Raw genomic sequence first — 26,754 nt, forward strand, 5'->3', positions numbered from 1 at the left:
CACATGGCTGTGCAGACTGTTGCAAGCACCACCGACACCGTCACCGTAGACCTGGGTCCCGCCGCGGCGCTCTCCTGCCGCGAGTGCGGTCACCGCGTACCCCTCGGCCCGGTCTTCGCGTGCGAGGAGTGTTTCGGCCCGCTCGAGATCGCCTACGACTTCTCGGCCTACGACACCGAGGAACTCCGTCGGCAGATCGAGGCGGGACCCGCGAACATCTGGCGTTACGCGCCCCTGCTGCCCGTCCCCGCGGACGTGGCCACCAAGCCGAACATCAACCCCGGCTGGACCCAGCTCGTCAAGGCCGACAACCTCGCGCGCGAGCTCGGCGTGACCGGCGGGCTGTATGTGAAGGACGACTCCGGCAACCCGACGCACTCCTTCAAGGACCGGGTCGTCGCCCAGGCCCTGGAGGCCGCGCGCGCCTTCGGCTTCACCACCCTCTCGTGCTCCTCGACGGGCAACCTGGCCGGCGCCGTCGGCGCCGCCGCCGCCCGGGCCGGCTTCCGCTCCTGCGTGTTCATCCCGCACGACCTGGAGCAGGGCAAGGTCGTCATGGCCGCGGTCTACGGCGGCGAGCTCGTCGGCATCGAGGGCAACTACGACGACGTGAACCGCTTCTGCTCCGAGCTGATCGGCGACCCGGCCGGCGAGGGCTGGGGCTTCGTCAACGTCAACCTGCGGCCGTACTACGCGGAAGGGTCCAAGACCCTGGCGTACGAGATCTGCGAGCAGCTGGGCTGGCAGCTGCCCGACCAGCTGGTCGTGCCGATCGCCTCCGGCTCCCAGCTCACGAAGATCGACAAGGGTCTGCAGGAGCTGATCAAGCTCGGGCTGGTGGAGGACAAGCCGTACAAGATCTTCGGCGCGCAGGCCGAGGGCTGCTCGCCGGTGTCCGTCGCCTTCAAGGGCGGGCACGACGTCGTACGGCCGCAGAAGCCGAACACCATCGCCAAGTCGCTGGCGATCGGCAACCCGGCGGATGGTCCCTACGTCCTCGACATCGCTCGCCGTACGGGCGGGGCGGTGGAGGATGTCACCGACGAGCAGGTCGTCGACGCGATCAAGCTGCTTGCGCGGACCGAGGGCATCTTTGCCGAGACGGCGGGTGGCGTGACCGTGGGGGTTGCGCGGAAGCTGATCGAGGACGGTGTGCTGGATCCGACGTTGACGACTGTCGTGCTCAACACCGGGGATGGTCTCAAGACGTTGGACGCTGTGGCCGGGACTGGGCTTACTGCGACCATTCGTCCCAACCTGGAGTCGTTCCGAGAAGCTGGCCTGGCATAGCTGTTTCCGACTGCGGGCCGGTGGGGGCTGGTCGCGCAGTTCCCCGCGCCCCTGGGGCGCTGCCCCGCCGTACCTGTGCATCCGACCGGAGGTCACACCGCATGAGCGTCAACGTCCGTATCCCCACCATCCTGCGCACCTACACCGGTGGCCAGGCCGAGGTCACGGCCGAGGGTGCGACCCTCGGCGAGGTCATCGCCGATCTGGAGAAGAACCACACCGGCATCGCCGCCCGCGTCCTGGACGACCAGGGCAAGCTGCGCCGGTTCGTCAACGTGTACGTGAACGACGACGACGTTCGCTTCGAGCAGGGCCTGGAGACCGCCACCCCGGACGGTGCCGGCGTTTCCATCATTCCGGCCGTCGCCGGAGGCTGATCATTACCCACGGTAACGCCGGTTACCGAGAGTTCATCGAATTGCCCCCTCCGTAAGAGAAGCGGAGGGGGCAATTCAGTGTGGTTGAGCGCGGTACAGTTGGGGAACGCGCTGCCGACGTTCCAGTCCGAGGCCCCTGGTTTCTGCCTTGCGCCCGATAAGAAGTAGCCAAAGTGTGCGCGTCTTTCATGCCTTTTGTGTACTTTGTGGGGCCCGACTTGCCCTGAATTCGGGCGAATTCTCGGCAGATTCCCGACCCCGCGCGTCCTGAATTCTCGTCCGATTGACCTGTTGCAGAGGGCAGTTGGACAGATACATTCGGCCGCGGTCGACGCGTTCCGGCGCACGCCCCCAATCATGTGGGGGGTGAGGTCTGACCCGGATCCACGAAGTGTGGGTCTGTGCAAGGGCCAGTAATAGGGGAGTTAGGCATGGCTCAGGGCACCGTCAAGTGGTTCAACGCGGAGAAGGGGTACGGCTTCATCGCGGTCGACGGTGGTGCGGATGTTTTCGTCCACTACAGCGCCATCCAGATGGACGGGTACCGCACCCTTGAAGAGGGCCAGCGGGTCGAGTTCGAGATCTCGCAGGGCCAGAAGGGCCCGCAGGCCGACATGGTTCGCGTCTCTGCCTGAACGCGCGACCAACCGCAATAGAACGGTCTTCTCCGGAGGGCCCGCATCCGGCAGGGTGCGGGCCCTCCGGCATGTCCGGGGGTCGATGCGGGGGTGGTCCGCGTCCGGCTCGGGCGGGTGCCCGATCCCCGAGAGGCGCTTGCACTCGACAGGGCCGAGTGCTAATCATTGGCGTTAGCACTCTGAAGGTGAGAGTGACAGTGTGGACCGGGTCGGTGAGGCCCGCAGGCCGGGTGGGGCAAGGAACCACGAGGCAGGCGAGCCGTCCGTCGCGGGCGCGGGCGCGGTCCGAAGGAATCACCCCCAGTCCTGGAGGGACCACTTCACATGGCCAAGATCATCGCGTTCGACGAGGAGGCGCGGCGCGGCCTCGAGCGCGGCATGAACCAGCTCGCGGACGCCGTCAAGGTGACCCTCGGCCCCAAGGGCCGCAACGTCGTCCTCGAGAAGAAGTGGGGCGCCCCCACGATCACCAACGACGGTGTCTCCATCGCCAAGGAGATCGAGCTCGAGGACCCGTACGAGAAGATCGGCGCCGAGCTGGTCAAGGAAGTCGCCAAGAAGACGGACGACGTCGCCGGTGACGGTACGACCACGGCGACCGTTCTCGCCCAGGCCCTGGTCAAGGAAGGCCTGCGCAACGTAGCCGCCGGCGCCAACCCGATGGCCCTCAAGCGCGGTATCGAGAAGGCCGTCGAGGCCGTCTCCGGTGCCCTGCTGGAGCAGGCCAAGGATGTCGAGACCAAGGAGCAGATCGCCTCCACGGCCTCCATCTCCGCCGCCGACACCCAGATCGGCGAGCTCATCGCCGAGGCGATGGACAAGGTCGGCAAGGAAGGCGTCATCACCGTCGAGGAGTCCCAGACCTTCGGTCTGGAGCTGGAGCTCACCGAGGGTATGCGCTTCGACAAGGGCTACATCTCGGCGTACTTCGCCACCGACATGGAGCGTATGGAGGCGTCGCTCGACGATCCCTACATCCTCATCGCCAACTCCAAGATCTCCTCGGTCAAGGACCTGCTCCCGCTCCTGGAGAAGGTCATGCAGTCGGGCAAGCCGCTGCTGATCATCGCCGAGGACGTCGAGGGCGAGGCCCTGTCGACCCTGGTCGTCAACAAGATCCGCGGCACCTTCAAGTCCGTCGCCGTCAAGGCTCCGGGCTTCGGTGACCGCCGCAAGGCCATGCTCGGCGACATCGCCATCCTCACGGGCGGCGAGGTCATCTCCGAGGAGGTCGGCCTCAAGCTGGAGAACGCGTCCCTGGACCTCCTGGGTCGCGCCCGCAAGGTCGTCATCACCAAGGACGAGACCACCATCGTCGACGGTGCCGGTTCCTCCGACCAGGTCAACGGCCGGGTCAACCAGATCCGCGCCGAGATCGAGAACAGCGACTCCGACTACGACCGCGAGAAGCTGCAGGAGCGCCTGGCGAAGCTCGCCGGCGGTGTCGCGGTCATCAAGGCCGGTGCCGCCACCGAGGTGGAGCTCAAGGAGCGCAAGCACCGCATCGAGGACGCCGTGCGCAACGCCAAGGCGGCCGTCGAGGAGGGCATCGTCGCCGGTGGTGGCGTGGCCCTGCTGCAGGCCTCCCAGGTGTTCGAGAAGCTGGAGCTCGAGGGTGACGAGGCGACCGGTGCCCAGGCCGTGAAGCTCGCGCTCGAGGCCCCGCTGAAGCAGATCGCCGTCAACGCCGGCCTCGAGGGCGGTGTCGTGGTGGAGAAGGTGCGCAACCTGACCCCGGGCCACGGCCTGAACGCCGCGACCGGCGAGTACGTCGACCTGATCAAGGAAGGCATCATCGACCCGGCGAAGGTGACCCGCTCTGCCCTGCAGAACGCCGCCTCCATCGCCGCGCTGTTCCTCACCACCGAGGCCGTCATCGCCGACAAGCCGGAGAAGGCGGGCGCTGCCCCGGCCGGCGGCGGCATGCCGGGCGGTGACATGGACTTCTGATCAACCTCTGGTTGATCGACCGTCCTTCGGACCGAGGGCGGCACTCCCTGGAAGCAGGGGGTGCCGCCCTCGGGCGTGTTGTGGATCACAGCGGGCGGGGTGGCGGAATGCCCGGGTGGGTGACGGCGGTTGTGCCGTGCGGGCTGTCGATGCGTATGCACATACCGTACGGAATGTGCCGGTGTCCGCCCGACTGCTCGACGTCCGACCGACCTCTCCGAGGAGCCCTTAAGTGACCGTCACCACCGCCGAGTCCACCTCCCGCGCGGCCCGCCTCCTCTCCCGACCGGCCACGATCAACGGCCTGACCGTCCCGAACCGCATCGTGATGGCGCCCATGACCCGCCAGTTCTCCCCGGGCGGCATCCCGGGCGCGGACGTGGCGTCGTACTACTCCCGGCGGGCAGCCGCGGGCGTCGGCCTGATCGTCACCGAAGGCACCTACGTCGGCCACGCGTCCGCCGGACAGAGCGACAGCATCCCGCGCTTCCACGGCGAGGAGCAGCTCGCGGGCTGGGCGAAGGTCGCCGCGGACGTGCACGCGGCGGGCGGCACGATCGTGCCGCAGCTGTGGCACATCGGCATGGTCCGGGAGCAGGGCCAGCCGCCGTACGCGGACGCCCCCGCCGTCGGCCCCTCCGGTCTGCGCCTCGACGGCACCGAGGGCACCGGCAAGGCCATGACGCAGCGGGACGTGGACGACGTCATCGGCGCGTTCGCCGAGGCCGCCGCGGCGGCGGAGCGGATCGGCTTCGACGGCGTGGAACTGCACGGCGCCCACGGCTACCTCATCGACCAGTTCCTGTGGGCGGGCACGAACCGCCGTACGGACGTCTACGGCGGTGACCCCGTGGCCCGTGCGAGGTTCGCGCAGGAGATCGTGGCGGCGGTCCGCGAGACCGTCTCCCCCTCCTTCCCCGTCATCTTCCGCTACTCGCAGTGGAAGCAGGACGCGTACGGCGCGAAGCTGGCCGAGACCCCCGAGGAACTGGAAGCCATCCTCGCCCCGCTCGCCGCGGCCGGCGTGGACGCCTTCCACGCCTCCACCCGCCGGCACTGGGTCCCGGAGTTCGACGGCTCCGACCTCAACCTGGCCGGCTGGACGAAGAAGCTCACCGGCAAGCCGGTCGTCACCGTCGGCTCGGTCGGCCTCGACGGCGACTTCCTCAGGGGCTTCCAGGGCGAGGGCGCCCCGGTCAGGGGCATCGACGACCTCCTCGACCGCCTGGAGACGGAAGAGGTCGACCTGGTGGCCGTGGGCCGCGCGCTGCTCCAGGACCCGGAGTGGGCGGCGAAGGTGCTGGCGGGCCGCGTCGACGAGCTGCAGCCGTACGACGCGGCGGCGCTGAGGTCCCTCAGCTGAGGGGCCCTCAGAGGTTGCCCATCGGCTCGATGTCGACGCGCACCGGCGTCCCCCAGACCCGGAGCACCTCGTAGTCGGTGAACTCGTGCACGAGGCGGTAGGCCATGGCGGGGCGGGGCCCGCGTCGCTGGGCGGCCAGATACAGCTCGGCCTCCCTCCGATCCCGCCTCGGCGTACCGCAGAGCTGCCACGCCTGTCCGTTCCACAGCTCCGGCAGCCAGCGCTGCTGGGGCTGGGGGCGGTCCTCTCGGACGCCGTAGCGGGACGCGACGGGGTGGTCGGCGGACCGGGGGAGCGGGGCGGCCCCGTTGTACTCGGCACGCCGGGCGGCCCGCCGCCGGGTCTCGCACAGCAGGCACAGGTCGTGGGCGTTCTCGTCGACGGGCCCGTTGGGGTGCTCGGGGCAACGGGTGGAGGGCGCGGCCGTGGTCACGCTGTCCTCCAGCAGATCCAGGGCACGCTTGAGATCGGCCTTGACCTCGTGCAGCTTGGCGTCCGGGGTGTCACCGGTCAGGGCCTCGCCGTGTTCGCCGAGGAGGCGGAGGGCGCGGCCCAGGGCGGTTCGCTGGGCGTGGTTCATGGTGTCAGTCTGCGTAGTCCTTGAGCTTTTCGGTATCCAGGGTGATGTTCACCGGGGCGGGGATCTCGACGGTCGCTCCCCACGGGTAGGACGGGGAGCTGTGGTAGCGGCCGTCCTTCGGCTCGCTGTAGACGGTGATCGTGTTGTTGTCGCGGTCGACGAGGAGGTAGACGGGGATGTCGGCTTCCGCGTAGCCGGTGGGCTTGTCGATGCGGTCGCGCTTGTTGGTGTCGCGGTCGTGGGAGGTGATTTCCAGGGCCATGAGAGAGCCGTCGGGATCGGACCATTCACCGTCCCCCTTGAAACGGCCTACTTGGGCAAGGGTTCCGTCCGTGCGCGCGCGGCCCTTGCGATAAGCCTCCGCCTTGACACCTGACTCGGGTACGAGATTCAGGTCAGGACGCTGCAGCATGCACTGGCGCAGCAGCCACATGAAGATCTCGCGGTGGTTGCCGTCCGGCATTGCCTTGACCTCTAGTTTTCCGTTGATGTACTCAAGCCGGACGGTCTCCGGCGCCCGGCGCTCCAGCTCCTCGAAGTCCTCGACACTGAGGGCGTCCTTCGTGCGGACGCGCCCGTCGACGAACTCCAGCCGCACGTGCTCCGGGGCCACACTGGCCAGTTCCTCGAAGTCCTCGATGGGCATCTGCGGGCGTTCAGCGGTACCAGGGGTCATGGTGTTGCCTCCTCCCCTCCATCCTGCCCGGGCGTGGTGTCGGCGGACCGTAGGAGCCGTCATGCGGGTGTCCTTTCTTGTCGTCGTTGGGCCATTGCGGCACGGATGGCCGCCGCGTGAGTGTGGATGGCGGGGGCGGGGAGAGGCGCGCTGAGGCGGTCAGGGGCGCGTTCGCCCCGGCACGCGCCGCAGATGCCGCCGGGCAGGGCCTCCGGGCGGCCGGGCACTCCGCACTCGGCGCACTCCAGGATGCGGAGGGGTGGGCGTGGGGCGGGCTTCTCCGGCGGGAGCTTGGTGGTGAGGCGGTTGTGGATCAGGCCCGCCGGATGATGGACCGGGGTGGGCAGGCCGCTGGTCAGGGCCCGGGTTACGTCCTCGTCGGTGGCGCCCCGGGCGTACCAGTCGGTGACGAGTGGCGCGAGGCGGGCGCATTCGGCCTCCGACAGCGACAGCGCGGGGGTCTCGCGGCCGAGGGCGGCGAGGAGGATGTGGCCGCGGGAACGGGTGGGGCGAGGCCGGTCCGGCGGTTCGTCCGGGACGTCGCCCCGGGTGAAGGCCGCCCACCAGTCATCGTCCCGTGCGGTACGGGTGAACCACGTTCGGGTGATCCAGCGGACGCTCTCGGTGTCGGCCAGCCGCTCTCGTCCGCGTCGCAAGTGGCCTGCCTGTTGGAGGCGGTTGAGCGCGGTCCGCAGGGCGCACTGCCCGTACGGCAGCGTCTTGGCCAGCGTCTTTACGGAGATGTCGGCACCGTCGGGGAGACGGTCGATGTAGGCGGCGATGGCGGCTTCGCGGGGTGGGAGGTGGGCGAAGTCGTGGGCGGTGCGGGGGGCTTGGCCGGGGGCGGAGCGTTTGCCGTAACCGGGCTTCGCCATTGGGGGCGGGGACGCGTGCGCGGGCAGGAAGGCAGCACTAAGCTGGGCAACAGCCATGGGATCGAACTTGTCCTTCGATCTCGTAGGTCAAGCCCCCGCAGGTGTTTGCCGCACCTGGCGGGGGCTGTTCGTTATGCGGGCACGCTAGACGATCGTCACCGTGCGTGGCAAGCCGAATGCGTCACGTCAACTCGCCGGGTGGGAGGGTGGGTTGAGGCCCTCTACCCATTCCTTGAAAAGAGGGCTCGGGGCGCGGGGCTTGAGCCTCGGGGCGCTCGTGCGTCAGTCGTGCTTGAGGTTTTCGATGAACGCGGACCATGTCTCAGACCGGAACACGAGCTTCGGGCCGAGGGGGTTTTTGGAGTCGCGGACCGGTATGACGGTGGGGTGGCTGGCGGCTACTTCGAGGCAGTCGCCGCCGCTGCCGCCGCTGTAGCTGGACTTGTGCCAGGTGACGCCGTCCCGGTCGTGCTCAGGGATGTTCCTCATGGGCGTAATCCTGCGCCATCGCCTCGATGAGAGCCAGGGACTTCTGCGGCGAGAGTGCGCAGGCCGTGAGTAGCTCGTAGGTGAGCTTCTGATGTTTGACGGTGGCTGGGTCGTCCTCGAGTCGTCCGGTGCCGACACCTTCGAAGTAGACCAGCGGAGGGGCCTCTTCGAAGTCCATCAGCTTGATGGCGCCCTCCATCGCCGCGTGCGCCCCCGCGTCGAATGGCAACACCTGTACGACGACCCGACTTCGGCGGGCCAAATCGGTGACGTGATGCAAGGCCTCCGCCATCACCTCGCGCCCACCGGTCACCCTGCGCAGGGCGGCCTCGTCAATCACCGCCCACAACAAGGGCTTTGTTGGATCGTCGAGGATACGAGTCCGCTCCATCCGGGCCGTCACCAGTTCTTCGATCGCCTCGTTCGGCGCGGTGGGCTGGTATGCGCGGCATACGGCCCGTGTATACCTCGGCGTCTGGAGAAGGCCCGGAATCAGCAGCGGTGTGTACTGCCGGATCTCCGTGGCTGTCGCCTCCGCCTCCGCCGCCTCAGCAAAATGCTCCGGATGCTTCGACTTGGCGGCCGCCCCGCAGTTCCGTTGGAAGAAGTCGTCCGTCCCCAGCACTTCGTCCAGTACCCGCGCGTACTGCGGCTGCATCCGCCGTGTCCCCGCCTCCAACTGACCGACGAACGACCCACTCACGAACAGCCGCTGACCCACGTACTCCTGGCTGAGCCCTGCCTTCTCTCTGGCGTGGCGCAGCTCCGCGCCCAGCAGGGCGCGCGGTGACGACGACGGGTCTAGGTCCCTCGATCCTGGCATGGCAACTCCCGGTCGAACAGCAGAGGTTGTTGGGACGCCCTGTATGGCCAGGTTAGGTGCGCTGCCGACACGCTGTGTTGCGAATCACCAACTCTGCGTGGAGGTAGAAGTGAGCGTGCGATCGACAGAAGAAGTGGTGGCGTCCTTGAAGGAGGCGCTCGTGGGCGTAGGCGTCGTCCTGCCGTCCCTCCGCGTCGATCCCGTGACCGGCGCGAGTGACGAGCCGTTCGCGCTGGTCGAGCTGGGGCGTTGCAACGTACGCACGGCCGAGCGGCTGGCGTCCGTGCTGCGGGGGGAGCGGCCGGCTGTCGGGAGCCATGTCATCGACGTACGGGACGGACGTCTCGGGGAGGTGATGGGGCACGTGGGCGGAAGGGTGCAGCTTCGGCCGGTGAGCGGGGGGCGTGAGTGGGACTGTCCGCCGGAGTCGACCGGGCCCGCTCCGCAGGGGGACGTCCTGCGGGAGCGGGTGCGGAAGGTCAACGGGGAGCGGCGGCTTCGCTGCTGAACAGTCCGTCCAGGCGGAACAGCTGGTCCGGTGTGAGGCGGAGGTCGGCCGCCGCCACGTTCTCCTCAAGGTGGGCGGGGCTCGCCGTGCCCGGGATCGGGAGGATCACGGGGGAGTGGGCCAGGAGCCAGGCCAGGGCGACCTGGGTCGGGGTGGCGTCGAGCTCCGAAGCCACCGCGTTCATCTCGGCGTTGGCGTCCGCCGCACCCGGCGCAACCGGCCGCCAGGGCAGGAACGCGATGTCCGCCGCCTCGCAGGCCTTGAGGACGGGTTCGTGTTCGCGGTCGAGCAGGTTGTAGCGGTTCTGGACGCTCACGATGTCCACGATCGACCGGGCCTCGTCCAGTTCGGCGACCGTCACCTCGGACAGGCCGATCCGGCCGACCTTGCCTTCCGAGCGCAACTCGCTCAGCGTGCCGAGCTGCTCGGCGAGCGGGGTCTCCGGGTCGATGCGGTGGAGTTGGAGCAGCTCGATGCGGTCGAGGCGGAGGCGGCGGAGGGCCTGGTCGACCCCGTGGCGTATGTCGTCGGGGCGGCCCGCGTGCCGCCATCCCTCACCCTCGGTCGTCTGCGCGAAGCCGATCTTGGTGGTGATCAGGAGATCCTCGGGGTACGGGTGGAGGGCCTCGGCGAGGAGTTCCTCGTTGGCGCCCCAGCCGTAGAGGTGGGCCGTGTCGATCAGTGTGATGCCCAGCTCCACGGCTCGGCGGGCGACCGCGAGGGAGGCGGCGCGAGCCTCCCCGGGCTCGGTCGGCAGCCGCATGGCGCCGAAGCCGAGCCGTCGTACCTCCAGGTCTCCGCCGATACGGAATGTGGTTGTCACTGGCATAGGTGTATCCCCCTCGATCCGCTGATCGAACGCCCATGCTAGGTCGCCGCCCCCAGCGCCGCCCGCAAATGACCGCCGGAATCGGCCAGAAGACGGGCCGCCGTCGGACCGTCGACATCAGCCAGGATCGTCAGGATGGCGTGCTTCACCTCGCCGTCGGTGGCCGCCAGGGCTCGCTCGACCTCCTCCTCCGCCGCGCCGGTGGCGAGGGCGACGATGCGGCGGGAACGGGCGCGCAGTTTGTCGTTCGAGGCGCGGACGTCGACCATCAGGTTCCCGTAGGTCTTGCCGAGGCGGATCATCGTGATCGTCGACAGCATGTTGAGCACCAGCTTCTGGGCCGTGCCTGCCTTGAGGCGGGTGGAGCCGGTGAGCAGTTCGGGGCCGACGACGATCTCGATGCCGTGCTCGGCGGCCGCCGCGAGGGCGCTGTCCGCGTTGCAGGCCAGGCCGATGGTCAGCGCCCCGTGCTCGCGGGCGTGCTCCACCGCGCCGATGGCGTACGGGGTGCGGCCGGAGGCGGAGATGCCGACCACGGTGTCGTCGGCGGTGAGGGAGAGGGCGTCGAGGTCGGTGCGGGCCAGCTCCTCGGAGTCCTCGGCGCCCTCGACCGAGGTGACCATGGCCTCCCGGCCGCCCGCGATCAGGCCCACGACCTGCTCCGGGGCGGTGTTGAAGGTCGGCGGACACTCGGAGGCGTCCAGCACGCCGAGCCGTCCGGCGGTACCGGCGCCCGCGTAGACCAACCGGCCGCCCCGGCCCATCCGTTCGGCGACGGCGTCGATCGCGGCGGCGATCTCGGGCAGCCGCTGGGCGACGGCGGCCGGCACGGAGGTGTCCTCGGCGTTCATGAGGCGGGCGATGTCGAGGGTGGGCAGGCGGTCGATGTCGGCGAGTTCGGGCCGGAAGGCTTCGGTGGTCAGGGTCTCCAGCTGGGCTTGGAGGTCACGGGGGTCGGAGGTGGAGGTCATAGAGGAACGGCTCTTTCACATTCAAGGTCGTTCAAGGTCGCGGTGCGGTGTCTACCGCCGGTGCCGGTGCGCGAGCGCCTCGTACGACGCCGACAGGGCCGGCGCCGCCGTGTCGTACGTCCGTTGTGCCACCCCGACGAACAGGCAGTCCACGACCAGCAGCTGACTGGTCCGGGACGACATCGCCGCCGGGCGGAGTTCGCTCTCGCGGGCCGTGGAGGTCGTCAGGACGTGGTCGGCGTACTGGGTGACGGGACCGTCGGGCCGACCGGTGATCGCCACCGTCGTAGCCCCGTGTTCGAACGCGACCCGGAGCGGCTCGATGACGTCCCCCGTGGACCCGGAGTGGGTGATCGCGACGGCCACGTCGCCCGCCCGCAGCTGCACGGCGTTGGTGACGGCGAGGTGCGGATCGCTGTGCGCGTGGGCTATCAGCCCTATCCGTAGCAGCTTCTGGGTGAGGTCCTGGGCGACCAGGCCGCTCGCCCCGACGCCGTACACATCGGTGCGGCGGGCGGCGGCCAGCGCGGTCACGGCCGCCCCCAGCTGCACGGTGTCCAGGCCGGCCGCCGTGTCCGCGAGGGTCTGCTGCTCGTCGTAGGCCAGTTTCGTGACGACGTCGGCGATCGGGTCGTCGACCGCGATGTCGGTGGTGATGGCGGGGGCGCGCCCGGACTGCTGCTGGGCGGCGAGGCCGGCGAGCGCGAGGCGCAGGTCGCGGTAGCCGGGGTAGCCGAGCAGACGCGCGGTGCGGACGACCGTGGCCTCGCTGGTGCCGGTGAGTTCGGCGAGGCCGGTGACCGTGAGGGCGGCGCAGCCGGCGGGGTCCTTCGCGACGGCCTCGGCGACCCGCTGCATGGAACGGGTCATGGAAGGGGCGAGCGTGCGCACCTTGGCGGCCAGGGCGGCCGGGGCGGGCGGTGCGCCGGAGCCGAAAATTTCCTTCACTTCGCGGGTCACAGGTGAAAGATATTTTCGGCTCGGTCATGTGGTCAAGAGTGCGCACAATGGGTGCATGGACCCCATCAGCCCCCTGGAGCAGGCGTTGCACGCGGCACGCGCCCTCGTACTGGCCGATCTCGTCGCGGGCGAGGTCGCCGAGGCGGAGGTGGTGTCGATGGTCGAGGAGGCCGTCGTCCAGCGGCGCTGGTGGGTCGAGCAGTGGCCGGACGGCGTGGAGTACGTGGCCGGGCTGGTCGCGCAGGACGTGCAGGACGCGCTCCTCGAGCGGTACGGCCGCTGGCCGCTGTGCCCGGTGTGCGGCTCCGGCGACCCGCACGCGCTGGACGTCGAGCCGGAGCTCGGCCCCGACCCGCACTGGGTGTGCCACAAGGCGGGCGTGAAGGTCGCGGCGGTGGGGGCGCTGGGGTCGGCGGCCGACGGGACGTCGTCCTCGTGACGGTGTACATCGACCCGCCGACCTGGCCGGGGCACGGCCGGATGTGGTCCCATCTGGTCAGCGATGTCTCGTACGACGAACTGCACACGTTCGCTGAGGAGTTGGGGGTCCCGCGCCGGGCCTTCGAGCGGGACCACTACGACATTCCCTCGCACCGGTACGCGGACGTGGTCGCGGCCGGGGCGGTGGAGGTCAGCAGTCGTGAGGTGGTGCGGTTGTTGCACGGGGCGGGGCTGCGCAGGCCGAAGGGACGGTCGGTCTAGGGCCGACAGGACGGGCCCTGGCCGCGCAGTTCATAGGCGAGGTGTTCTCCCTCGTCGCTGACCTGCTTGAACCCGGCGCGGGCGATCACCCGCTGGGACGGGAAGTTGTGCCGCTCGATGACCGCGAACAGCATCTGTACGTCGTCCCGGGCCAGCGCCCACTCCGACAGGGCGCGCAGCGCCTCGGTCGCGTAGCCGTTGGCGCGGGCGCTCTCCACCAGGTCGTAGCCGATCTCTGCCTTGCCCTCCTCGTCCGGCGCCCCGTGGAAGCCCATGCCGCCGATCGCGCGGCCGTCTTCCTTCCGCACGAGGACGAACAGGCCGAACTCCGGACGATGCACCCCGGCCTCGCAGGCCTTCAGCATCAGCCCGGCGGCCTCCAGCGTGCCCTCGAAGGGCCCGCCCTCCAGCCACTCGAAGCCTCCGCCACCGCCCGCGCTCAGGTCGGCGGCGGCCGCGGGGGTGACGCCCTGGAGGGTGAGGCGGTCGGCGGGGATATGGATCGGGGCGTCGTGACCGGACAGCTCAGACATCCTCACTCCGGGTGTCGTCCGGTACGACGGTCACGATGGCGCCGGTCGGCGGTGCGGGGTGGGGTGCATAGACGTACGTCACGGACAGGGCGGGGCAGTCGGCCCGGGCCTCGACGCGCGTCACCCAGACTTCCGCGCCGTGGTCGAGGACGCGGACGCGTCGCCCCAGATGTGGTGTTCGCTCCAGTTCCTCGCGCAGGCGCTCGACAGCCGATGCTGCATCTGGGCCGAGTGGATCCAGCCGTTTGCGGGCCGTGTGTGTGATCTCCACGAGGGCCCCGAGTTCGCTCAACGGGCGCCGTCCCGCTTGAGGGACATGGCCAGTTCGACGCCCTCGGCGAGGGACGCCTCGAAGTCGGGGTCGCAACGGGTCAGGACATGCCCGCGGTATGTCGCGATCAGCTCCGACACCTCGTGCAGGTCCGTGAAGTCGACGCGGTTCAAGGTGGCCGCCAGTTCGGCTTCGAGGCGGGCCGGATCGCCCGGGAAGCCCAGTCCTGCGGCGAGGGCGGCCCGAACCTCGCCGAGGGTCCGCATGGGCGGTGGCTCGACAGGTACTTCCGGTTGGGCGGGCTGTTCGCTCACGGAGCGTGATCCTTCCTGCGGAGGGCAGGTCCCACGCTACTCCGGCCGACGTCATGACGTCAGCAATTCCAGTTCCGACCGGAGGTTGTAGCGGGCCGTCGCCTCCCACTCCGACTCCCCGTACGGCGTCCTGAACAGCCTGGGCAGGGCCAGGAGCCGGCGCAGGATCGCGGAACGGCCCTCGCGGAAGGCGTCGTTCGGGATGAAGTGGTACTCCTCGCGTACGGCGGCCGTGTACGCGGCGTACGCGGACGGCGGCACGGCGAGGATCGCGAGGTCGGCGTCGCAGAGGACCTGGCCGTTGCGGTCGTCGGGGGACGGGGCGTGGGTCTCCGTGAGGCGGACCAGGCGGGCCACCTCGGCCGTCTTCTCGGCGGAGACCCCGGCCTCGGGGAGGGCGCGTTCGGCGAGGCGGGCCGAGCGGTCCTCGTTCTCGGAGCGGTCGGGGAGGTAGACGGCGTCGTGGAACCAGGCGGCGAGGCGGACGACGTCCGGGTCGGTGGCGTGCTGTTCGAGTACGTCGATGTGGTCGAGGACCGCGGTGAGGTGCGTGAGCGTGTGGTAGCGGCGCTGCGGTTCCTGCCAGCGGGCGAGCAGGCTGTCGGCGTACGGGGCCGGGTCGGGGCCGGTGGCCTCGGGGCCCCGGGCTCCTTCCAGGGCTCGGGTGAAGCGGGAGCGCAGAGCGTCGGGATCGGCCATGCGGTCATTCTCCCGTGATCTCCGCAGCGCCCCTGGCTTGGTGGCCATGACTTCTGCTGACATACGTGATCCAGAGCTGCCCGGGCGCCTCCTCATCGTCGAGCGGAACGCGCTGATACCGCTGCTGCGGGCCAGGCCGGACGCGGATTTCGCATTGCCGACCGCCGCGTGTCCGGGCTGGACCGTGCGGGGTGTGCTCGCGCACTGCTCGGCCGCGTTGATACGGGTGGTGGAGCAGCGCTTCGAGGAGGGGGTGTTCACGCCCGAGTCGAACGACCGGGACATCGCCCAGCGGGGCGGCTGGACGAACGCCCAGGTCGTGGACGAGCTGGAGCGCGGGATGACCGAGGCCGGGCCGGTGATCGCCGAGGCGGGCGGGGTGCTGGACGTGATCGCGCTGGGGGAGTGGGTGCACGCCGGGGACGTGCGGGAGACCTTCGGGGAGCCCGGGGCGTACGGGGGCGCCGGGCTGCCGGACGCGCTGGCGCTGCTGGCCCGGCTCACCCGGGAGCGGGACCACGTGCCGCTCCAGGCCGACCTCGACGACGTCGACGAGCCGCTGCGGCTGGGCGGGGTTCCGGGGGAGCGGACGCCGGCGCGGTACATCGGGGACGCCGTCACGCTCGTACGGCTGTACACGGGGCGTTCGGCGGCGGGGGCGTCGTACGAGCTGGCGGGGGCGAAGGAGGAGGAGCTGAACGTCTTCGGCTGAGACGTCTTCGGGTGAGCGGTCCCGTACAGGCGTAGTCTTGAGAATTGGACTAGACCTGTACTCGCCCGATGAAGCCCGCCGAAGACGAATGGGGTCCCATGAGCAAGCGTGCAGTCCTGGAGGTGATCGCCCTCGACGCCGAGGACGCGCTCGCCGCCCGGGCCGGAGGCGCGGACCGCCTCGAACTGGTCACCGACATGGCGGCCGACGGGCTGACCCCGTCGGCCGCGACCGTCGCCGGGATCCGCGCCGCCGTGGACATCCCGCTGCGCGTGATGCTGCGGCTCGCGGACGGGTTCGCGGTGGGGGACCTCGAACGGCTGGTGGGGATCGCGCGCGAGATGCGGGAGGCGGGGGCCGAGGAGTTCGTGCTCGGGTTCCTCGACGCGGACGGCAGCGTGGACCTGGCGGCCGTGGAGCGGATTGTGGAGGGGCTGGACGGCTGCCGGTGGACCTTCCACCGCGCGATCGACCGGGCCGCCGACCGGGACGCCCTGCGCAAGCAGTTGGACGGGCTGCGTGGGCTCGACACGTACCTCACGGCCGGCTCGGTGGCCGGTGTGGACGACGGGCTCCCCACGTTGCTCGCCGAGGCGGCGAGGAGGGGGGAGCCCGGTTATGAGCAGCGGATTCTGGTCGGGGGTGGGTTGCGGCTTGAGCATGTGCCGTTGCTGGTGGCTGCCGGGATCGACGCGTTCCATATCGGCGGGGCGGCGCGGCCCGGTGGCTGGGACGGGCCGGTTTCGGAGCGGGCCGTGGCCGAGTGGCGGGCGGTGCTGGACGGGGGTTCGTAGGTGCCCTGCGTGGGGGCTGGGCGGGGGTGGGCCGCGCGGCCCGGCGCTTGCGGGGTGCCGCTCTTGCTGTGGGTCGGGAGCCGCCCCAGCGGCACGACTGCCCGCAGCCAGTGCCCGGGCAGGCAGCGTTCGCCCGCCGCGGGGCCCGCCCTTCGGGCGGACGACGGGAATTTGACGACAGGGCCTAGGTCAGCTGCGGCGGCAGCGCGGCCGCGTGCGTCACGATCAGGCCCGACACCGCTCGGGTGAGGGCCACGTACAGGCGGCGCAGGCCTGTCCGTTCGTCCGGTTCGCCGTCGACCACGGCCTGCGGCTCGTCCAGGACGACGTAGTCGTACTCGAGGCCCTTGGCGAGCGAGGCCGGGACGAGCGTCAGCCTGGTCTCGGACGTCGTCTCCTCACCCGGGGACAAGTAGCCGATGCCCGCCGCCGTGAGCGCCTTTGCCAGCGCCGGTACGCGGGCGTCGGCGGCGATCAGGCCGGTCGAGCCCTCGTTGCGCAGCGACTCCTCGCAGGCGGCGATCACTTGCCCGGTGTCGGTGATCTCGCGGACGGCGAAGAAGCCGGGGCTCTCACGGACCGACGCGACCGGGGCCAGGCCCGGGGCGATGTGCGGGAGGAGCCGGGAGGCGTAGGTGATGACGTCCGTCGGGACGCGGAAACCGGCCGTCAGCTCCTCGACGACGCCGTCCGACTTGCCGAGGTGGGCGAGCGCCTCGTCCCAACTCCGGGTCGCCCAGGGGGTGGTGCCCTGGGCCAGGTCGCCGAGGACGGTCGCCGAGCCGGTGGTGCAGCGGCGGCCGACGGCCCGGTACTGCATCGGGGAGAGGTCCTGCGCCTCGTCCAGCACCACATGGCCGAGCGAGTGCGTGCGCTGCACGATGTCGTTCGCCTCGTCGATCAGCACCGCGTCCGCCGACGACCACTTGGCGGACTTCACGCTGCGGACGGGCTTCGCCCACAGGATCGTCTTCTGCTCGTCCGCGCTCAGCACGCCCTCCGCGTGTACGGCGAGGAAGTTCGCGTCCGTCAGCAGCCGCAGCACGAGCTTGGCCGGGTCCACCGGCGGCCAGATCGCCTTGACCGCCGCCTTCACCGCGGCGTTGCGGGCGACGGCGTCCTGCACGCGGTCGTCGGGGGCCTCGCCCGAGCGCTCCATCTGCACCAGCACGGCGTGCGCGATGCGCTGCGGCAGGGCCTCGCGGGCGGCGCCGTAGCGGATGCCGCGGTCGAGCAACTCGCGGACGATGTCCTCTAGTTCGTACGCCGGGACCCGCCAGCGGCGTGAGCCGCGCACGACGACGACCGGCTCGGTCGGCATGGACACGTGTGAGTAGACGGCCCGCCTCAGTACCTCCGCCATCCTCGCGTCGCCCTTGACGATCGCCGCCGCCGCGTCGTCCGTGCCGCGCACCTCGACGTGCGCCACCAGGTCGTCGACGGTGGCCTGGCGGACGGTCAACTCACCAAGGGCGGGGAGTACTTGCTCGATGTAGTGCAGGAAGGATCTGTTCGGTCCGATGACCAGGGTGCCGGTGCGGGCCAGCCGGTCGCGGTGGGCGTAGAGGAGGTACGCGACTCGGTGCAGGCCGACGGCCGTCTTCCCGGTCCCGGGCCCTCCCTGCACGCAGACGGTGCCGCCCAGCCCGCTGCGGACGATCTCGTCCTGCTCCGGCTGGATCGTCGCCACGATGTCCCGCATCGGGCCGACGCGCGGGCGCTCGATCTCCCGCTGGAGGAGTTTGCTGGTGGTGGCAGCCTCGGCCGGGTCGGAGAGGTGCTCGTCCTCGTAGGCCGTGAGGTCACCGCCCGTGTAGCCGAAGCGGCGGCGCAGCGCGATGTCCATAGGGTCCTTCTTGGACGCCCGGTAGAACGGCTGCGAGACCGGCGCACGCCAGTCGATGACCATCGGGTCGCCGTCGTGGTCGTGCACGTGCCGGCGCCCGATGTAGAACCGCTCGCCTTCCGCCCCCTCGGCCTGCTCGGCGCCGGGTGTGTGCAGGTAGTCGAGCCGGCCGAAGAACAGCGGGGTGTCGCTGAGGTCGGCCAGGGCCTTGATGCGCTCGTCGATCTGGTGGGAGAGGGCCTCGGCGTTGACCCAGTTCGCGGTGACGTCGGTGATGTCGAGGGACTCGACGTCCTCGCGCATCGCGCGCAGGGCGGCGCGGGAGCGGGCGAGGTGGGAGCGCTCACGGGCGAGCGGGTCGGCGTCGACGGGCGTGGACGGCGTGGACAAGGGGGTGCCTCCGGGGGACCTGCGGGTGGGGCGCGCGACGGCGGCGCGCTGAGGTGACGCGGGTTGCGTGATGCCGACCGGTTTCCGTCCGGTCGGCGGCACTCCGGGAGGGAGGCGGGCAAGAGCGGAGATTGTAGGTGAGCGGGGAAGTCGAGAGCGAATGGTTTTTGTGCCCAGGTTCTTGTGCCCCCGACGCCGCAGGTCCGTCCGCCCACCTGTCCCCTAGGGGACGGCCCCTCCACCCTGGGGGCAGGGATCTCGGCCGGAAGTACTACCCGGCGACCCTTCCGGTTCGGCCCGCAGACCGATGCCCTCCTTATGTCCGGAACGCCACCATGGACACATGAGCGCAGCAACCATCACCCACGCCCCGCGCCCGCCCCGCCCGGCCGGCGCCACACCGCTCCTGGATGGCCACCGTCATGTCTTCGGCGAGGCCCTGCGTGCCGTCAAGGTGTTCGCGGGCGCCGCCTTCGACGTGGTGATCCTCGGTGAGTACGCCGAGGAGGCGGGCGTCCGCCGCAGGTGACCGCCCCTCAGCTCTCCGCCAGCAACTCGTCCGCGTCCATGATCCGGTACGCGTACCCCTGCTCCGCCAGGAACCGCTGCCGATGCGCCGCGAAGTCCTGGTCGAGGGTGTCCCGGGCCACCACCGAGTAGAAGTGGGCCTGGTGGCCGTCCGCCTTCGGCCGCAGCACCCGTCCCAGCCGCTGCGCCTCCTCCTGCCGCGACCCGAACGTGCCCGACACCTGGACGGCGACCGTCGCCTCCGGCAGGTCGATGGAGAAGTTCGCCACCTTCGACACCACCAGCACACTGATCTCGCCCTGCCGGAAGGCGTCGAAGAGCTTCTCGCGCTGGGTGTTGGGGGTCTCGCCCTTGATGACGGGGGCGTTCAAGTGCTCGCCCAGTTCGTCGAGCTGGTCGATGTACTGGCCGATGACCAGAATCTGCTGGCCCGCGAAGCGCCGGACGATCGCCTCCGTGACCTTCCGCTTGGTCTCCGTCGTCGCGCAGTAGCGGTACTTCTCCTCGGTCTCGGCCGTGGCGTACGCCAGCCGCTCGGAGTCCGTCAGGTTGACCCGGACCTCGACACAGTCCGCGGGCGCGATGTAGCCCTGCGCCTCGATCTCCTTCCACGGCGCGTCGAACCGCTTCGGGCCGATCAGCGAGAACACGTCGGACTCGCGCCCGTCCTCCCGCACCAGGGTGGCCGTAAGCCCCAGCCGCCGCCGCGCCTGCAGGTCCGCCGTGAACTTGAAGACCGGCGCCGGCAACAGGTGCACCTCGTCGTAGACGATCAGACCCCAGTCCCGGGAGTCGAACAGCTCCAGGTGCGGGTAGACGCCCTTCCGCTTGGTCGTCAGCACCTGGTACGTGGCGATGGTGACCGGCCGGATCTCCTTCCTCGTCCCGCTGTACTCGCCGATCTCCTCCTCGGTCAGCGAGGTCCGCTTCACCAGCTCGTGCTTCCACTGCCGGGCGGAGACGGTGTTCGTGACGAGGATGAGCGTGGTCGACTTCGCCTGGGCCATGGAACCCGCGCCGACCAGCGTCTTTCCGGCGCCACACGGCAGGACGACCACGCCCGAGCCGCCGTGCCAGAAGTTCTCCACCGCCTGCTTCTGGTACGGCCTGAGCGCCCACCCGTCCTCGGCCAGCTCGATCGGGTGCGCCTCGCCGTCGACGTACCCGGCGAGGTCCTCGGCGGGCCAGCCCAGCTTCAGCAGCACCTGCTTGATCTGCCCGCGCTCGGAGGGGTGGACGGCGACCGTGTCGGGGTCGATGCGGGCGCCGACCAGCGGGGCGACCCGCTTCGAGCGCAGGATCTCCTCCAGGACCGGCCGGTCGGTGGTGGTGAGGACGAGGCCGTGCGCCGGGTCCTTGGACAGGGTCAGCCGCCCGTACCGGTCCATCGTCTCGGCGATGTCGACGAGCAGCGCGTGCGGCACGGGGTAGCGGCTGTACTGCACCAGCGCGTCCACGACCTGCTCGGCGTCGTGCCCGGCCGCCCGCGCGTTCCACAGGCCGAGCGGCGTCACCCGGTAGGTGTGGATGTGCTCCGGCGCCCGCTCCAGCTCCGCGAACGGCGCGATGGCCCGACGGCAGTCGTCGGCCTGCTCGTGGTCGACTTCCAGGAGCAGGGTCTTGTCGGACTGGACGATGAGGGGACCATTCACGCGCGGCTGCCTTTCCACAGGGCTCTGCACGACCAAACGTCCAGTGTGCCTGATTGTTCCTGCCCGGCCACGTCCTGTCTTACAGGATGTCTATTCAGCCCTGCGAGTGCACGGATACAGCCGTACGGCCGCGGCTTTTGAACAATGGCTGGTCGTGCAGCTCTCCACTGGTTCCCAGTCTCCTCGCCCCCCGTCCCCGCCGACCGCCATGCTCGGGTACGCCCTGTTCGCGACCCGCTGGCTGCAGGCTCCGCTCTACTTCGGCCTGGTCATCGTCCAGGGGGTGTACGTCTACAAGTTCTTCAACGAACTGTGGACGTTAATCCTCCGGTGCATGTCCGGGCGGGCCACCGAGACCTACGTCATGCTCTCGGTGCTCAAGCTGGTCGACGTCGTCATGATCGCCAACCTGCTGATCATGGTGATCGTCGGCGGTTACGAGACCTTCGTCTCTCGCATCGACCTCACCGGCCACCGCGATCAGCCGGAGTGGTTCTCGCACGTCAACCCCAACGTGCTGAAGGTGAAGCTGGCCACCGCCATCGTGGGCATCAGTTCCGTCCACCTGCTCCAGATGTTCGTGGACGTCCAGCACACCGCGCAGCACTCCCTGCTGTGGGGCACGACGATCCACATGGCCTTCATCCTGTCGGCGGCGATCCTGGCGTACATGTCGGGGCCGATGCTGGCCCGGACCGAGCCCGCCCACGCGCACAGGGAGAGCGACGTAACGGCGGCCGAACCCCCGACGGCGACCGTGCCGCATTCCGTCCGGACCCCCGCACCCATTCCCGCGCAGGCGACCCCGCGCGAGGCCGACGCCGGTGCCGAGGAGCGCATCCGCGCCGCCGGGTTCCCGGCCCGGAAGCTGCTGGAGACCTACGACGAGGAACATCCCCGGGCCTTCGACCGGGAGACCGTGGCCCGGCTCGGCAAGCTGGACTTCGTCGCCGCCCGGCGGAACGTGGTTTTCGTCGGCCCTCCCGGAACCGGCAAGACGCATCTGGCCATCGGGCTCGGCGTGCGCGCCTGTCAGGCCGGTCACCAGGTGCTGTTCGCGACCGCGGCCGAGTGGGCCGCCCGGCTGGCCGGCGCACGGGCGGAAGGCCGGCTCGCCGAGGAACTGGCCGCGCTCGACGCCTACCCGGTGCTGGTCGTCGACGAGGTCGGCTACACGCCCTTCGACGCGGAGACCTCCGCCCTCTTCTTCCAGCTGGTCGCGCACCGCTACGAGCGGGCCTCGCTGATCGTGACCGGCGACCGGCCGCTCGGCCGCTGGGACGAGGTCTTCGGCGGCCCGTCCGCGCCGGCGATGGTGGACCGCCTGGCCCACCACGCCGAGACCGTGCGGATCGACGGGGACAGCTACCGGATGCGGCGGGCTACTTCGGCGTGGGCAGAGTGAGGTTGTTGACCAGCGGTTGGGCGAACACGTGCCCGTCGAGATTGACGAGGGGCTCGCCTCCGGCCCCGGCCACCGGGAGCGGCAGCGGCGCGGATGGGGCGGCCGCCGCTTCGGGGGCGAGCCCGCCGAGGAGGAGAGCGGCGGCGGAGACCAGGGCGGCGACGGAAATGGCGACGGCCGCGGAACGGGTGGTGGCGGCGGGGCGGTTGGTACGCATGGGGACTCGCAGGCCTTTCACGTACGGACGGTGGGGGCGGGCCGGCCCGGGAACTCCGGACCGGCCCGGTGGATGAGCTGAGGCACGTCAGACCGGCGGCGTTTCGATGACCAACCCGGCGACATCGATGGCGACGGCGGCAGCCTGGGTGGCGAAGGCACCGATCATCACGGCGGTGGCGGTCAGAACGGTGGCGAAACGACGGACAGCACGCATGTGGGGATTTCCTTTCCGGGCACTCGCCCGAGCTCCCGGCCGGGCTGCTCGGGCCTGATCAGGACACCCGGTGGCTGCCCGGCGGCCCGCACCGGAATGCGGGAGGCCGCGCAAGCTCCCTCATGGGTGGGAAGTCTCCGGCGTGGCGGGCATGAACACGGACGTACACCCGCAGGAGTGAGACAGGAGTGAGACAGGAGTGAGACCGGGCTGAGCCAGGGGCGAGACAGGAGTGAGCCGCCCTCAGAGCTGTTCGTCGGCGAGCTCCGCGACCCCCGTCACGCGGTGCAGCGGATACGTCCGTACCTCGTCCGCCGTGTGGTCGTACGCCGTCACGAAGCCGCCCTCGACGCGGATCGGGGCGATGACGCGCTGGCTGGCGGCGCCCTCGGCGTTGACGTATCCGATCCAAAGGGCCTCGCCGGTGAGGACGGCGGCCTGCATGGTGGCGAGGGTCTCGGCGGAGCTGGTGCGGGGGAGCTCGCCGCCCGCGCCCGGGGCCGCGGTGGGCTTGCGGGGAGTGGTGGAGGCGAGATCGCCGGCCCGGATCGCGCGGATCGCGGCCGTCAGGAGGGTCGCGTCGGGGACCGGCGGGCCGTCCGGGACCGGCTCCGGGGCCGTGCGCGGCGGGGTGCGGTGGGCGTGGGCACGGGTGATCAGTACGTCGCCCTCCGCGGACTCGGCGGCCGGCGCGAAGCCCATCGCGCGCAGGCCGTCCAGGAGCGCGGCCGGGTCGGTCTGGGCGGCCAGCACGGTCGGCGCCAGGCGGCGCAGCCGCAGGCCCGCCGCGCGCTTGTCGGCGAGGATCTCGCTGAGCAGCGCGTCGTCGTCGCAGCGGATGTAGGCGGAGGCGGCGCCCACGCGCAGATGGCCGTGCCTGCGGGCCACGTCGTCGATCAGGTAGGCGAGCGGCTGCGGGACCGGCGTACGGGAGTGCGCGGCGAGGAAGGCGTGCAGGTCGGAGGCCGCCTGGCCGGAGTCCAGGGCGCGGCGGACCGAACCGGGCGTGAAGCGGTAGACGGTGGCCCCGCCCTTCGACTCCACCTCCGCGAGCACGCCCAGCATGTCCGCCAGCGGGCGCTGGAGCGGGCCGGGCGCCACCGCCGTCAGGTCGGCCTGGAGCAGGACGTGGTCCAGCGGCTCGGGCAGCAGGGGCGCGAGGAGACGGGCGGCCGCGGCGGAGGCGGTGGCCTGTTCGGCGGGGGAGAGCGGCGCGTGGTCCGGCGCGGGGCGGTGGTGGACAGGGAGCTTGTCGCCGGGGCCGGAGGAGGCACCGGACGGACCGTCCGCGGTCGCGGTGTGTCCGGCTGCCCGGCCCGATCCCGACGGACCCTCGGCCGAGGGACCGCCGTCGCGGTCGTCCCGCGCGGTCCCCGCCGAGACGCCGCCCTTCGCCGACCCCGCCCCGAGCAGCGCCCTGCCGTGCCCCGACAGCGCGCCCCGGCCCGTGACGCCGAGCATCTCCGCCTCCGACAGCGTCCACCGGGCCAGCCGGGCGCGCAGGTCGTCGTCCCTCCCCCACTTTTGGCTCTGCTCGAGCGCGGGGACCCCCACCGGCCCGCGCAGGGGGCGCTCCCAGCGCAGGCGGGCCAGCACGGACTCGGCGGACGGCGCGGCACCCTCCGGCAGCCAGGCCAGCAGGGCCAGCACCCGGTGCCGTACCTCGGGCGCCGCGGACCGGTCCAGACCCGGCCCCAGCGCCGACAACGTACGGTCCTTCGCGTCCCGCCCGCCGACCAGCCCGGACGTCCGCGTCGCCACCAGCCACGCCTCGGCCAGCCGCGCCCAGCGCTGTGCCGCGGGCTGCTCCAGCCACTCGTCGTAGGCCGGGGTCGCCGCGTACCGCTCGTCGGCCTCGCCGTCGGAGGCGATCAGGCCCGCCGCGTAGGCGAGTTCGACCCAGAAGGCGGCGACCGGCTCGGAGGCGTCCAGGGCGACGGCCGTCCGCTTCAGGTCCCGGACGCTGAGGCCGCCCGCCCGCAGCACGGTCGGCCCGCCCTCGTCCCAGTCCTTCAGCAGCTCCTCGACGGTGGCCAGCGCGGTGTACGCCTGTCCGGCCGCCGTTGCGTCCACAACCTGTGGACGGTGCGTGGCCGCCGCCTCGACGGCGGGCGGCAGCGGCTCGACGGTGCGGTGGGCCCGGCCCTCGCGCAGGTGCAGGGCCACCGCCCGGGGGAGTACGACCGTCCCGGGCGCCGTCGGCAGCAGCAGCCCCCGGTCCAGCAGCCAGCGCAGGTGAGCCGCCGGGTCGGCGGTGACCTGACCGTACGGCGGCCCCCAGACCAGGCGGGACAGCACCTCCATCGATTCCTCGGGGGCGCCGGCGAGCAGCCTCGCCATCCGCTTGCGGTCGGTGAACAGGGCGGTGAGCGCGGTCACCGCCGACACCGAGTCGTGGGTCGAGGACAGCCCGGCGGCCGTGACGATCTCCTGGATCCGGCCCGGCGACATGCCCGCCGTCGCCTCCTGCACCGTCGGACCGAGGCCGGTCGGCGACGGATGCTGCGGCGAGGGCGCGAGCAGCTCACGGGCCGTGCGGACCAGGCGCAGCCGGTCGTCGTCGCCCCACACCAGGGCCTGTTCGCGCAGGGTCGCGACAGCCCGCGGCAGCGCCGCGGCCACCTCCGGGTCGCCCTCGTCGCCGGCCAGCAGACCGAGCAGCTCCTCGTACGGCGCCGGGTCCGCCGCCACCGCCAGCGCCTCCGCCGTCTGCAGCGCGAAACGGTCAAGCCGCTCCAGGGCCCGCACGACCGAGGCGCGGGTGCCGGCGCGGGTGGCGAGCTGGGTGAGGTCGGTGGGGACGGGGGTGATGAGGTCGGGGCGGGCGCGCAGGAGTGCGGCCAGGGAGGTGTCGTCCCTGGCACGGAGCGCCTCCGCGAGGGAACGCGGCGGGGTGGCCGGGTTGCTCATCCGACTTACGGTACCGGGTTGCCTCCGGCGGCTGAGCCGAGCAGGCGCGGGTGAGTGGGGGTGCGCGTCGGTGCGGACCGGCGTTCCCGGCCGCCCCAAGTCGCAGCTCCGAGCCGCCGGAAATACGCGATACCGTCATCCAACGGGTATCCAACGCACCGACCCCGGAGGGGACTTCGTGGGTATCGAAAGTGACCAGGTCGTCTACGAGTATCTGAGCCGCGTCGGTGACGTGGCTCAGCAGCGGCAGCTGCCGTCGGCCACCCGCATGCGCCTGGTCTCCGAGCTGCGCAACGAGATCGACCGGCGCCGGGCCAAGGCCCCCGTCGACAGCCCCGCCGCCGTCCGCCGCATCATCGCCCGGCTCGGCAGCCCGGACGAGATCGTCGACGCCGCGGGCGGCACCGGCGGCAGCGCCCCGCAGACGCCGGCCACCTCCGTTCCCGTACAGCGGGCCGTCGCCATGGACAAGGAGTCCGACGACGGCGGCCGGCCGAAGGGGCTGCGGCGCGTCGTGCCACGGCCACGCCCGGCCCGGGCGCCGAGCCCCGAGCCCTCCGACGGGCCCTCCCCACCGCACCTCGCGGGCGTGGACGAGCTCGGGGACAGCGCGACGCAGCCCGACTGGTGGCGGGTGGACAGCAGCCCCTTCGGGGTCGGGGACAGCGTGCCGGGGTTCGTCGGTGGTGTGGAGATCCCGGAGCTGCTCAAGCCACCGCCACCGAAGGAGACGGCGGTCGAGAAGCCCGCCCCGGCCCTCGGGAAGGCGGAGACGGCCGAGGAGGCCGAAGCCGTCGTGGAGGCCCCGGCCCGTCGGCGGCGGCGCTTCCTGCCCCCGCTGCGTGGCAAGGGCAAGGGCGTGGCCACGGGCACCGGCACGGGCAGTCGCTGGACCAACCCCCTCCTGCTCCTCGCCGCCGGACTCCTCGTCGCGGGTGCGATCCTCGGCAACCTCTTCGCCCTGCTGCTGGGCTGGGTCATCGCCTACGCCTCGCGGCGGCTGTCCGACGCCGAGACGAAGTGGGCGGTCATGATCCTGCCCGGCCTGTCGCTCACGGCCGGGATCGTCTGGCTGTGGGGCCGTACCGAGGGCCGCTGGGGCACCCCCATCGCCGAGGGACAGATGAACGACGCGGTCGCCCAGACCTGGCCGTGGGTCGTGCGGGGCGCCGCCGTGGCGTCGGCGCTGTACCTGGTGTGGCGGTCGCAGAAGCGGAGGTAGGTCACACCCGCTCG

At 71.2% G+C, this 26,754-nt stretch carries 29 protein-coding genes and 1 pseudogene; 13 read left to right on the forward strand and 17 right to left on the reverse strand.

Features of this window, described 5'->3' with window-relative positions; translation table 11 throughout:
• Positions 1-3 precede the first annotated feature (3 nt).
• The 5 genes from thrC to ABT063_RS05380 all read left to right on the forward strand — a co-directional run bounded on the left by thrC (position 4) and on the right by ABT063_RS05380 (position 5,618).
• Positions 4-1,290, forward strand: a complete 1,287-nt coding sequence (gene thrC, locus ABT063_RS05360; protein WP_351055813.1) for a threonine synthase — start codon at positions 4-6, stop codon at positions 1,288-1,290.
• A gap of 101 nt (positions 1,291-1,391) precedes the next feature.
• Positions 1,392-1,667: a ubiquitin-like small modifier protein 1 gene (locus ABT063_RS05365; protein ID WP_351055814.1), complete on the forward strand. Its 276-nt coding sequence runs from the start codon at positions 1,392-1,394 to the stop codon at positions 1,665-1,667.
• A 431-nt stretch (positions 1,668-2,098) separates the two neighbouring features.
• Complete coding sequence (locus ABT063_RS05370; protein WP_010035953.1) at positions 2,099-2,302, forward strand: cold-shock protein; 204 nt, start codon at positions 2,099-2,101, stop codon at positions 2,300-2,302.
• A gap of 327 nt (positions 2,303-2,629) precedes the next feature.
• Positions 2,630-4,255 (forward strand): chaperonin GroEL, encoded by a 1,626-nt coding sequence (gene groL / locus ABT063_RS05375; protein ID WP_095752310.1) that lies wholly within the window; start codon positions 2,630-2,632, stop codon positions 4,253-4,255.
• Between the two features lie 232 nt (positions 4,256-4,487).
• Positions 4,488-5,618 carry an NADH:flavin oxidoreductase gene (locus ABT063_RS05380; protein ID WP_351055816.1) on the forward strand — a complete coding sequence of 377 codons (1,131 nt, stop codon included), beginning with the start codon at positions 4,488-4,490 and terminating at the stop codon, positions 5,616-5,618.
• Positions 5,619-5,625: 7 nt separating this feature from the next.
• Here ABT063_RS05380 and ABT063_RS05385 read toward each other — a convergent pair whose 3' ends face one another.
• From ABT063_RS05385 to ABT063_RS05405, 5 genes are all read right to left on the reverse strand, one after another.
• Positions 5,626-6,198 (reverse strand): hypothetical protein, encoded by a 573-nt coding sequence (locus ABT063_RS05385; RefSeq protein ID WP_351055817.1) that lies wholly within the window; start codon positions 6,196-6,198, stop codon positions 5,626-5,628.
• A gap of 4 nt (positions 6,199-6,202) precedes the next feature.
• Positions 6,203-6,874, reverse strand: a complete 672-nt coding sequence (locus tag ABT063_RS05390) for a Uma2 family endonuclease (RefSeq protein ID WP_351055818.1) — start codon at positions 6,872-6,874, stop codon at positions 6,203-6,205.
• A gap of 59 nt (positions 6,875-6,933) precedes the next feature.
• On the reverse strand, positions 6,934-7,806 hold the full coding sequence (locus ABT063_RS05395; RefSeq protein ID WP_351055819.1) for a hypothetical protein: 873 nt from the start codon (positions 7,804-7,806) through the stop codon (positions 6,934-6,936).
• A 225-nt stretch (positions 7,807-8,031) separates the two neighbouring features.
• Positions 8,032-8,238, reverse strand: coding sequence for a DUF397 domain-containing protein (locus tag ABT063_RS05400; RefSeq protein WP_351055820.1), 207 nt, complete (start codon positions 8,236-8,238; stop codon positions 8,032-8,034).
• On the reverse strand, positions 8,222-9,061 hold the full coding sequence (locus ABT063_RS05405) for a helix-turn-helix domain-containing protein (RefSeq protein ID WP_351055821.1): 840 nt from the start codon (positions 9,059-9,061) through the stop codon (positions 8,222-8,224). The genes ABT063_RS05400 and ABT063_RS05405 overlap by 17 nt, the downstream gene beginning before the upstream one ends.
• Before the next feature lie 115 nt (positions 9,062-9,176).
• Between ABT063_RS05405 and ABT063_RS05410 the strand changes: the two genes are divergently transcribed.
• The gene (locus ABT063_RS05410) at positions 9,177-9,569 is read left to right on the forward strand and encodes a hypothetical protein (protein WP_351055822.1); all 393 of its coding nucleotides are present in this window, start codon (positions 9,177-9,179) and stop codon (positions 9,567-9,569) included.
• On the opposite strand, the gene ABT063_RS05415 is transcribed toward ABT063_RS05410, so the two are convergent.
• The 3 genes from ABT063_RS05415 to ABT063_RS05425 are packed head-to-tail and all read right to left on the reverse strand — an operon-like array spanning position 9,541 to position 12,329.
• On the reverse strand, positions 9,541-10,398 hold the full coding sequence (locus tag ABT063_RS05415; RefSeq protein WP_351055823.1) for an aldo/keto reductase: 858 nt from the start codon (positions 10,396-10,398) through the stop codon (positions 9,541-9,543). The genes ABT063_RS05410 and ABT063_RS05415 overlap by 29 nt on opposite strands.
• Positions 10,399-10,436: 38 nt before the next feature.
• Positions 10,437-11,369, reverse strand: coding sequence for an N-acetylmuramic acid 6-phosphate etherase (gene murQ / locus ABT063_RS05420; protein ID WP_351055824.1), 933 nt, complete (start codon positions 11,367-11,369; stop codon positions 10,437-10,439).
• Between the two features lie 51 nt (positions 11,370-11,420).
• Positions 11,421-12,329 (reverse strand): MurR/RpiR family transcriptional regulator, encoded by a 909-nt coding sequence (locus ABT063_RS05425; RefSeq protein WP_351055825.1) that lies wholly within the window; start codon positions 12,327-12,329, stop codon positions 11,421-11,423.
• A gap of 55 nt (positions 12,330-12,384) precedes the next feature.
• Here ABT063_RS05425 and ABT063_RS05430 point away from each other — a divergent pair, with 55 nt between their 5' ends.
• Positions 12,385-12,768 (forward strand): DUF8819 family protein, encoded by a 384-nt coding sequence (locus tag ABT063_RS05430; protein ID WP_351055826.1) that lies wholly within the window; start codon positions 12,385-12,387, stop codon positions 12,766-12,768.
• Positions 12,765-13,031 carry a DUF4031 domain-containing protein gene (locus ABT063_RS05435; protein WP_351055827.1) on the forward strand — a complete coding sequence of 89 codons (267 nt, stop codon included), beginning with the start codon at positions 12,765-12,767 and terminating at the stop codon, positions 13,029-13,031. Before ABT063_RS05430 ends, ABT063_RS05435 begins: the two co-directional genes overlap by 4 nt.
• Here the strand turns inward: ABT063_RS05435 and ABT063_RS05440 are convergent.
• The 4 genes and pseudogenes from ABT063_RS05440 to ABT063_RS05455 form a co-directional block, all read right to left on the reverse strand.
• Positions 13,028-13,528: pseudogene (locus ABT063_RS05440) on the reverse strand (GNAT family N-acetyltransferase); the annotation flags it as partial. The gene ABT063_RS05435 and the pseudogene ABT063_RS05440 sit on opposite strands and share 4 nt — an antisense overlap.
• A 28-nt stretch (positions 13,529-13,556) precedes the next feature.
• Positions 13,557-13,856, reverse strand: a complete 300-nt coding sequence (locus ABT063_RS05445; protein ID WP_351055828.1) for a hypothetical protein — start codon at positions 13,854-13,856, stop codon at positions 13,557-13,559.
• Entirely contained in the window at positions 13,853-14,149 is a 297-nt protein-coding gene (locus ABT063_RS05450) for a hypothetical protein (RefSeq protein WP_351055829.1), read from the reverse strand. Before ABT063_RS05450 ends, ABT063_RS05445 begins: the two co-directional genes overlap by 4 nt.
• 51 nt (positions 14,150-14,200) lie before the next feature.
• A complete protein-coding gene (locus tag ABT063_RS05455) occupies positions 14,201-14,848 on the reverse strand; it encodes an HD domain-containing protein (RefSeq protein ID WP_351055830.1) in 648 nt (215 codons plus the stop codon).
• 46 nt (positions 14,849-14,894) lie between these two features.
• Here ABT063_RS05455 and ABT063_RS05460 point away from each other — a divergent pair, with 46 nt between their 5' ends.
• Positions 14,895-15,560, forward strand: coding sequence for a maleylpyruvate isomerase family mycothiol-dependent enzyme (locus tag ABT063_RS05460; protein WP_351055831.1), 666 nt, complete (start codon positions 14,895-14,897; stop codon positions 15,558-15,560).
• Positions 15,561-15,658: 98 nt separating this feature from the next.
• Positions 15,659-16,354, forward strand: a complete 696-nt coding sequence (locus ABT063_RS05465) for a copper homeostasis protein CutC (protein ID WP_351055832.1) — start codon at positions 15,659-15,661, stop codon at positions 16,352-16,354.
• 184 nt (positions 16,355-16,538) lie between these two features.
• Here the strand turns inward: ABT063_RS05465 and ABT063_RS05470 are convergent, their stop codons facing one another.
• Positions 16,539-18,590, reverse strand: coding sequence for a HelD family protein (locus ABT063_RS05470; RefSeq protein ID WP_351055834.1), 2,052 nt, complete (start codon positions 18,588-18,590; stop codon positions 16,539-16,541).
• A 343-nt stretch (positions 18,591-18,933) separates the two neighbouring features.
• Between ABT063_RS05470 and ABT063_RS05475 the strand changes: the two genes are divergently transcribed.
• Entirely contained in the window at positions 18,934-19,119 is a 186-nt protein-coding gene (locus ABT063_RS05475; RefSeq protein ID WP_351055835.1) for a hypothetical protein, read from the forward strand.
• 7 nt (positions 19,120-19,126) lie between these two features.
• On the opposite strand, the gene ABT063_RS05480 is transcribed toward ABT063_RS05475, so the two are convergent.
• Positions 19,127-20,770 (reverse strand): DNA repair helicase XPB, encoded by a 1,644-nt coding sequence (locus ABT063_RS05480; RefSeq protein WP_351055836.1) that lies wholly within the window; start codon positions 20,768-20,770, stop codon positions 19,127-19,129.
• A gap of 208 nt (positions 20,771-20,978) precedes the next feature.
• Here ABT063_RS05480 and istB point away from each other — a divergent pair, with 208 nt between their 5' ends.
• Positions 20,979-22,175, forward strand: a complete 1,197-nt coding sequence (gene istB / locus ABT063_RS05485) for an IS21-like element helper ATPase IstB (RefSeq protein ID WP_351055837.1) — start codon at positions 20,979-20,981, stop codon at positions 22,173-22,175.
• Here istB and ABT063_RS05490 read toward each other — a convergent pair.
• The 3 genes from ABT063_RS05490 to ABT063_RS05500 form a co-directional block, all read right to left on the reverse strand.
• Positions 22,153-22,413 (reverse strand): hypothetical protein, encoded by a 261-nt coding sequence (locus ABT063_RS05490; protein ID WP_351055838.1) that lies wholly within the window; start codon positions 22,411-22,413, stop codon positions 22,153-22,155. The genes istB and ABT063_RS05490 overlap by 23 nt on opposite strands.
• Positions 22,414-22,479: 66 nt before the next feature.
• A complete protein-coding gene (locus ABT063_RS05495; RefSeq protein WP_351055839.1) occupies positions 22,480-22,608 on the reverse strand; it encodes a hypothetical protein in 129 nt (42 codons plus the stop codon).
• 243 nt (positions 22,609-22,851) lie between these two features.
• A complete protein-coding gene (locus ABT063_RS05500) occupies positions 22,852-25,518 on the reverse strand; it encodes a helicase-associated domain-containing protein (RefSeq protein WP_351055840.1) in 2,667 nt (888 codons plus the stop codon).
• A gap of 178 nt (positions 25,519-25,696) precedes the next feature.
• On the opposite strand from ABT063_RS05500, the gene ABT063_RS05505 reads away from it, so the two are divergent.
• On the forward strand, positions 25,697-26,740 hold the full coding sequence (locus ABT063_RS05505) for a hypothetical protein (RefSeq protein WP_351055842.1): 1,044 nt from the start codon (positions 25,697-25,699) through the stop codon (positions 26,738-26,740).
• Positions 26,741-26,754 lie beyond the last annotated feature (14 nt).

This window comes from Streptomyces sp. NPDC002838 (assembly GCF_040295365.1).
GTDB lineage: Bacteria > Actinomycetota > Actinomycetes > Streptomycetales > Streptomycetaceae > Streptomyces.

Excerpts from the sequence above, each read along its gene's own strand:
- thrC (WP_351055813.1), top strand. The coding sequence starts at position 4 with ATGGCTGTGCAGACTGTTGCAAGCACCACCGACACCGTCACCGTAGAC.
- ABT063_RS05365 (WP_351055814.1), top strand. The coding sequence starts at position 1,392 with ATGAGCGTCAACGTCCGTATCCCCACCATCCTGCGCACCTACACCGGT.
- ABT063_RS05370 (WP_010035953.1), top strand. The coding sequence starts at position 2,099 with ATGGCTCAGGGCACCGTCAAGTGGTTCAACGCGGAGAAGGGGTACGGC.
- groL (WP_095752310.1), top strand. The coding sequence starts at position 2,630 with ATGGCCAAGATCATCGCGTTCGACGAGGAGGCGCGGCGCGGCCTCGAG.
- ABT063_RS05385 (WP_351055817.1), bottom strand. The coding sequence starts at position 6,198 with ATGAACCACGCCCAGCGAACCGCCCTGGGCCGCGCCCTCCGCCTCCTC.
- ABT063_RS05390 (WP_351055818.1), bottom strand. The coding sequence starts at position 6,874 with ATGACCCCTGGTACCGCTGAACGCCCGCAGATGCCCATCGAGGACTTC.
- ABT063_RS05395 (WP_351055819.1), bottom strand. The coding sequence starts at position 7,806 with ATGGCTGTTGCCCAGCTTAGTGCTGCCTTCCTGCCCGCGCACGCGTCC.
- ABT063_RS05400 (WP_351055820.1), bottom strand. The coding sequence starts at position 8,238 with ATGAGGAACATCCCTGAGCACGACCGGGACGGCGTCACCTGGCACAAG.
- ABT063_RS05405 (WP_351055821.1), bottom strand. The coding sequence starts at position 9,061 with ATGCCAGGATCGAGGGACCTAGACCCGTCGTCGTCACCGCGCGCCCTG.
- ABT063_RS05415 (WP_351055823.1), bottom strand. The coding sequence starts at position 10,398 with ATGCCAGTGACAACCACATTCCGTATCGGCGGAGACCTGGAGGTACGA.
- murQ (WP_351055824.1), bottom strand. The coding sequence starts at position 11,369 with ATGACCTCCACCTCCGACCCCCGTGACCTCCAAGCCCAGCTGGAGACC.
- ABT063_RS05430 (WP_351055826.1), top strand. The coding sequence starts at position 12,385 with ATGGACCCCATCAGCCCCCTGGAGCAGGCGTTGCACGCGGCACGCGCC.
- ABT063_RS05455 (WP_351055830.1), bottom strand. The coding sequence starts at position 14,848 with ATGGCCGATCCCGACGCTCTGCGCTCCCGCTTCACCCGAGCCCTGGAA.
- ABT063_RS05460 (WP_351055831.1), top strand. The coding sequence starts at position 14,895 with ATGACTTCTGCTGACATACGTGATCCAGAGCTGCCCGGGCGCCTCCTC.
- ABT063_RS05465 (WP_351055832.1), top strand. The coding sequence starts at position 15,659 with ATGAGCAAGCGTGCAGTCCTGGAGGTGATCGCCCTCGACGCCGAGGAC.
- ABT063_RS05475 (WP_351055835.1), top strand. The coding sequence starts at position 18,934 with ATGAGCGCAGCAACCATCACCCACGCCCCGCGCCCGCCCCGCCCGGCC.
- istB (WP_351055837.1), top strand. The coding sequence starts at position 20,979 with ATGCTCGGGTACGCCCTGTTCGCGACCCGCTGGCTGCAGGCTCCGCTC.
- ABT063_RS05495 (WP_351055839.1), bottom strand. The coding sequence starts at position 22,608 with ATGCGTGCTGTCCGTCGTTTCGCCACCGTTCTGACCGCCACCGCCGTG.
- ABT063_RS05500 (WP_351055840.1), bottom strand. The coding sequence starts at position 25,518 with ATGAGCAACCCGGCCACCCCGCCGCGTTCCCTCGCGGAGGCGCTCCGT.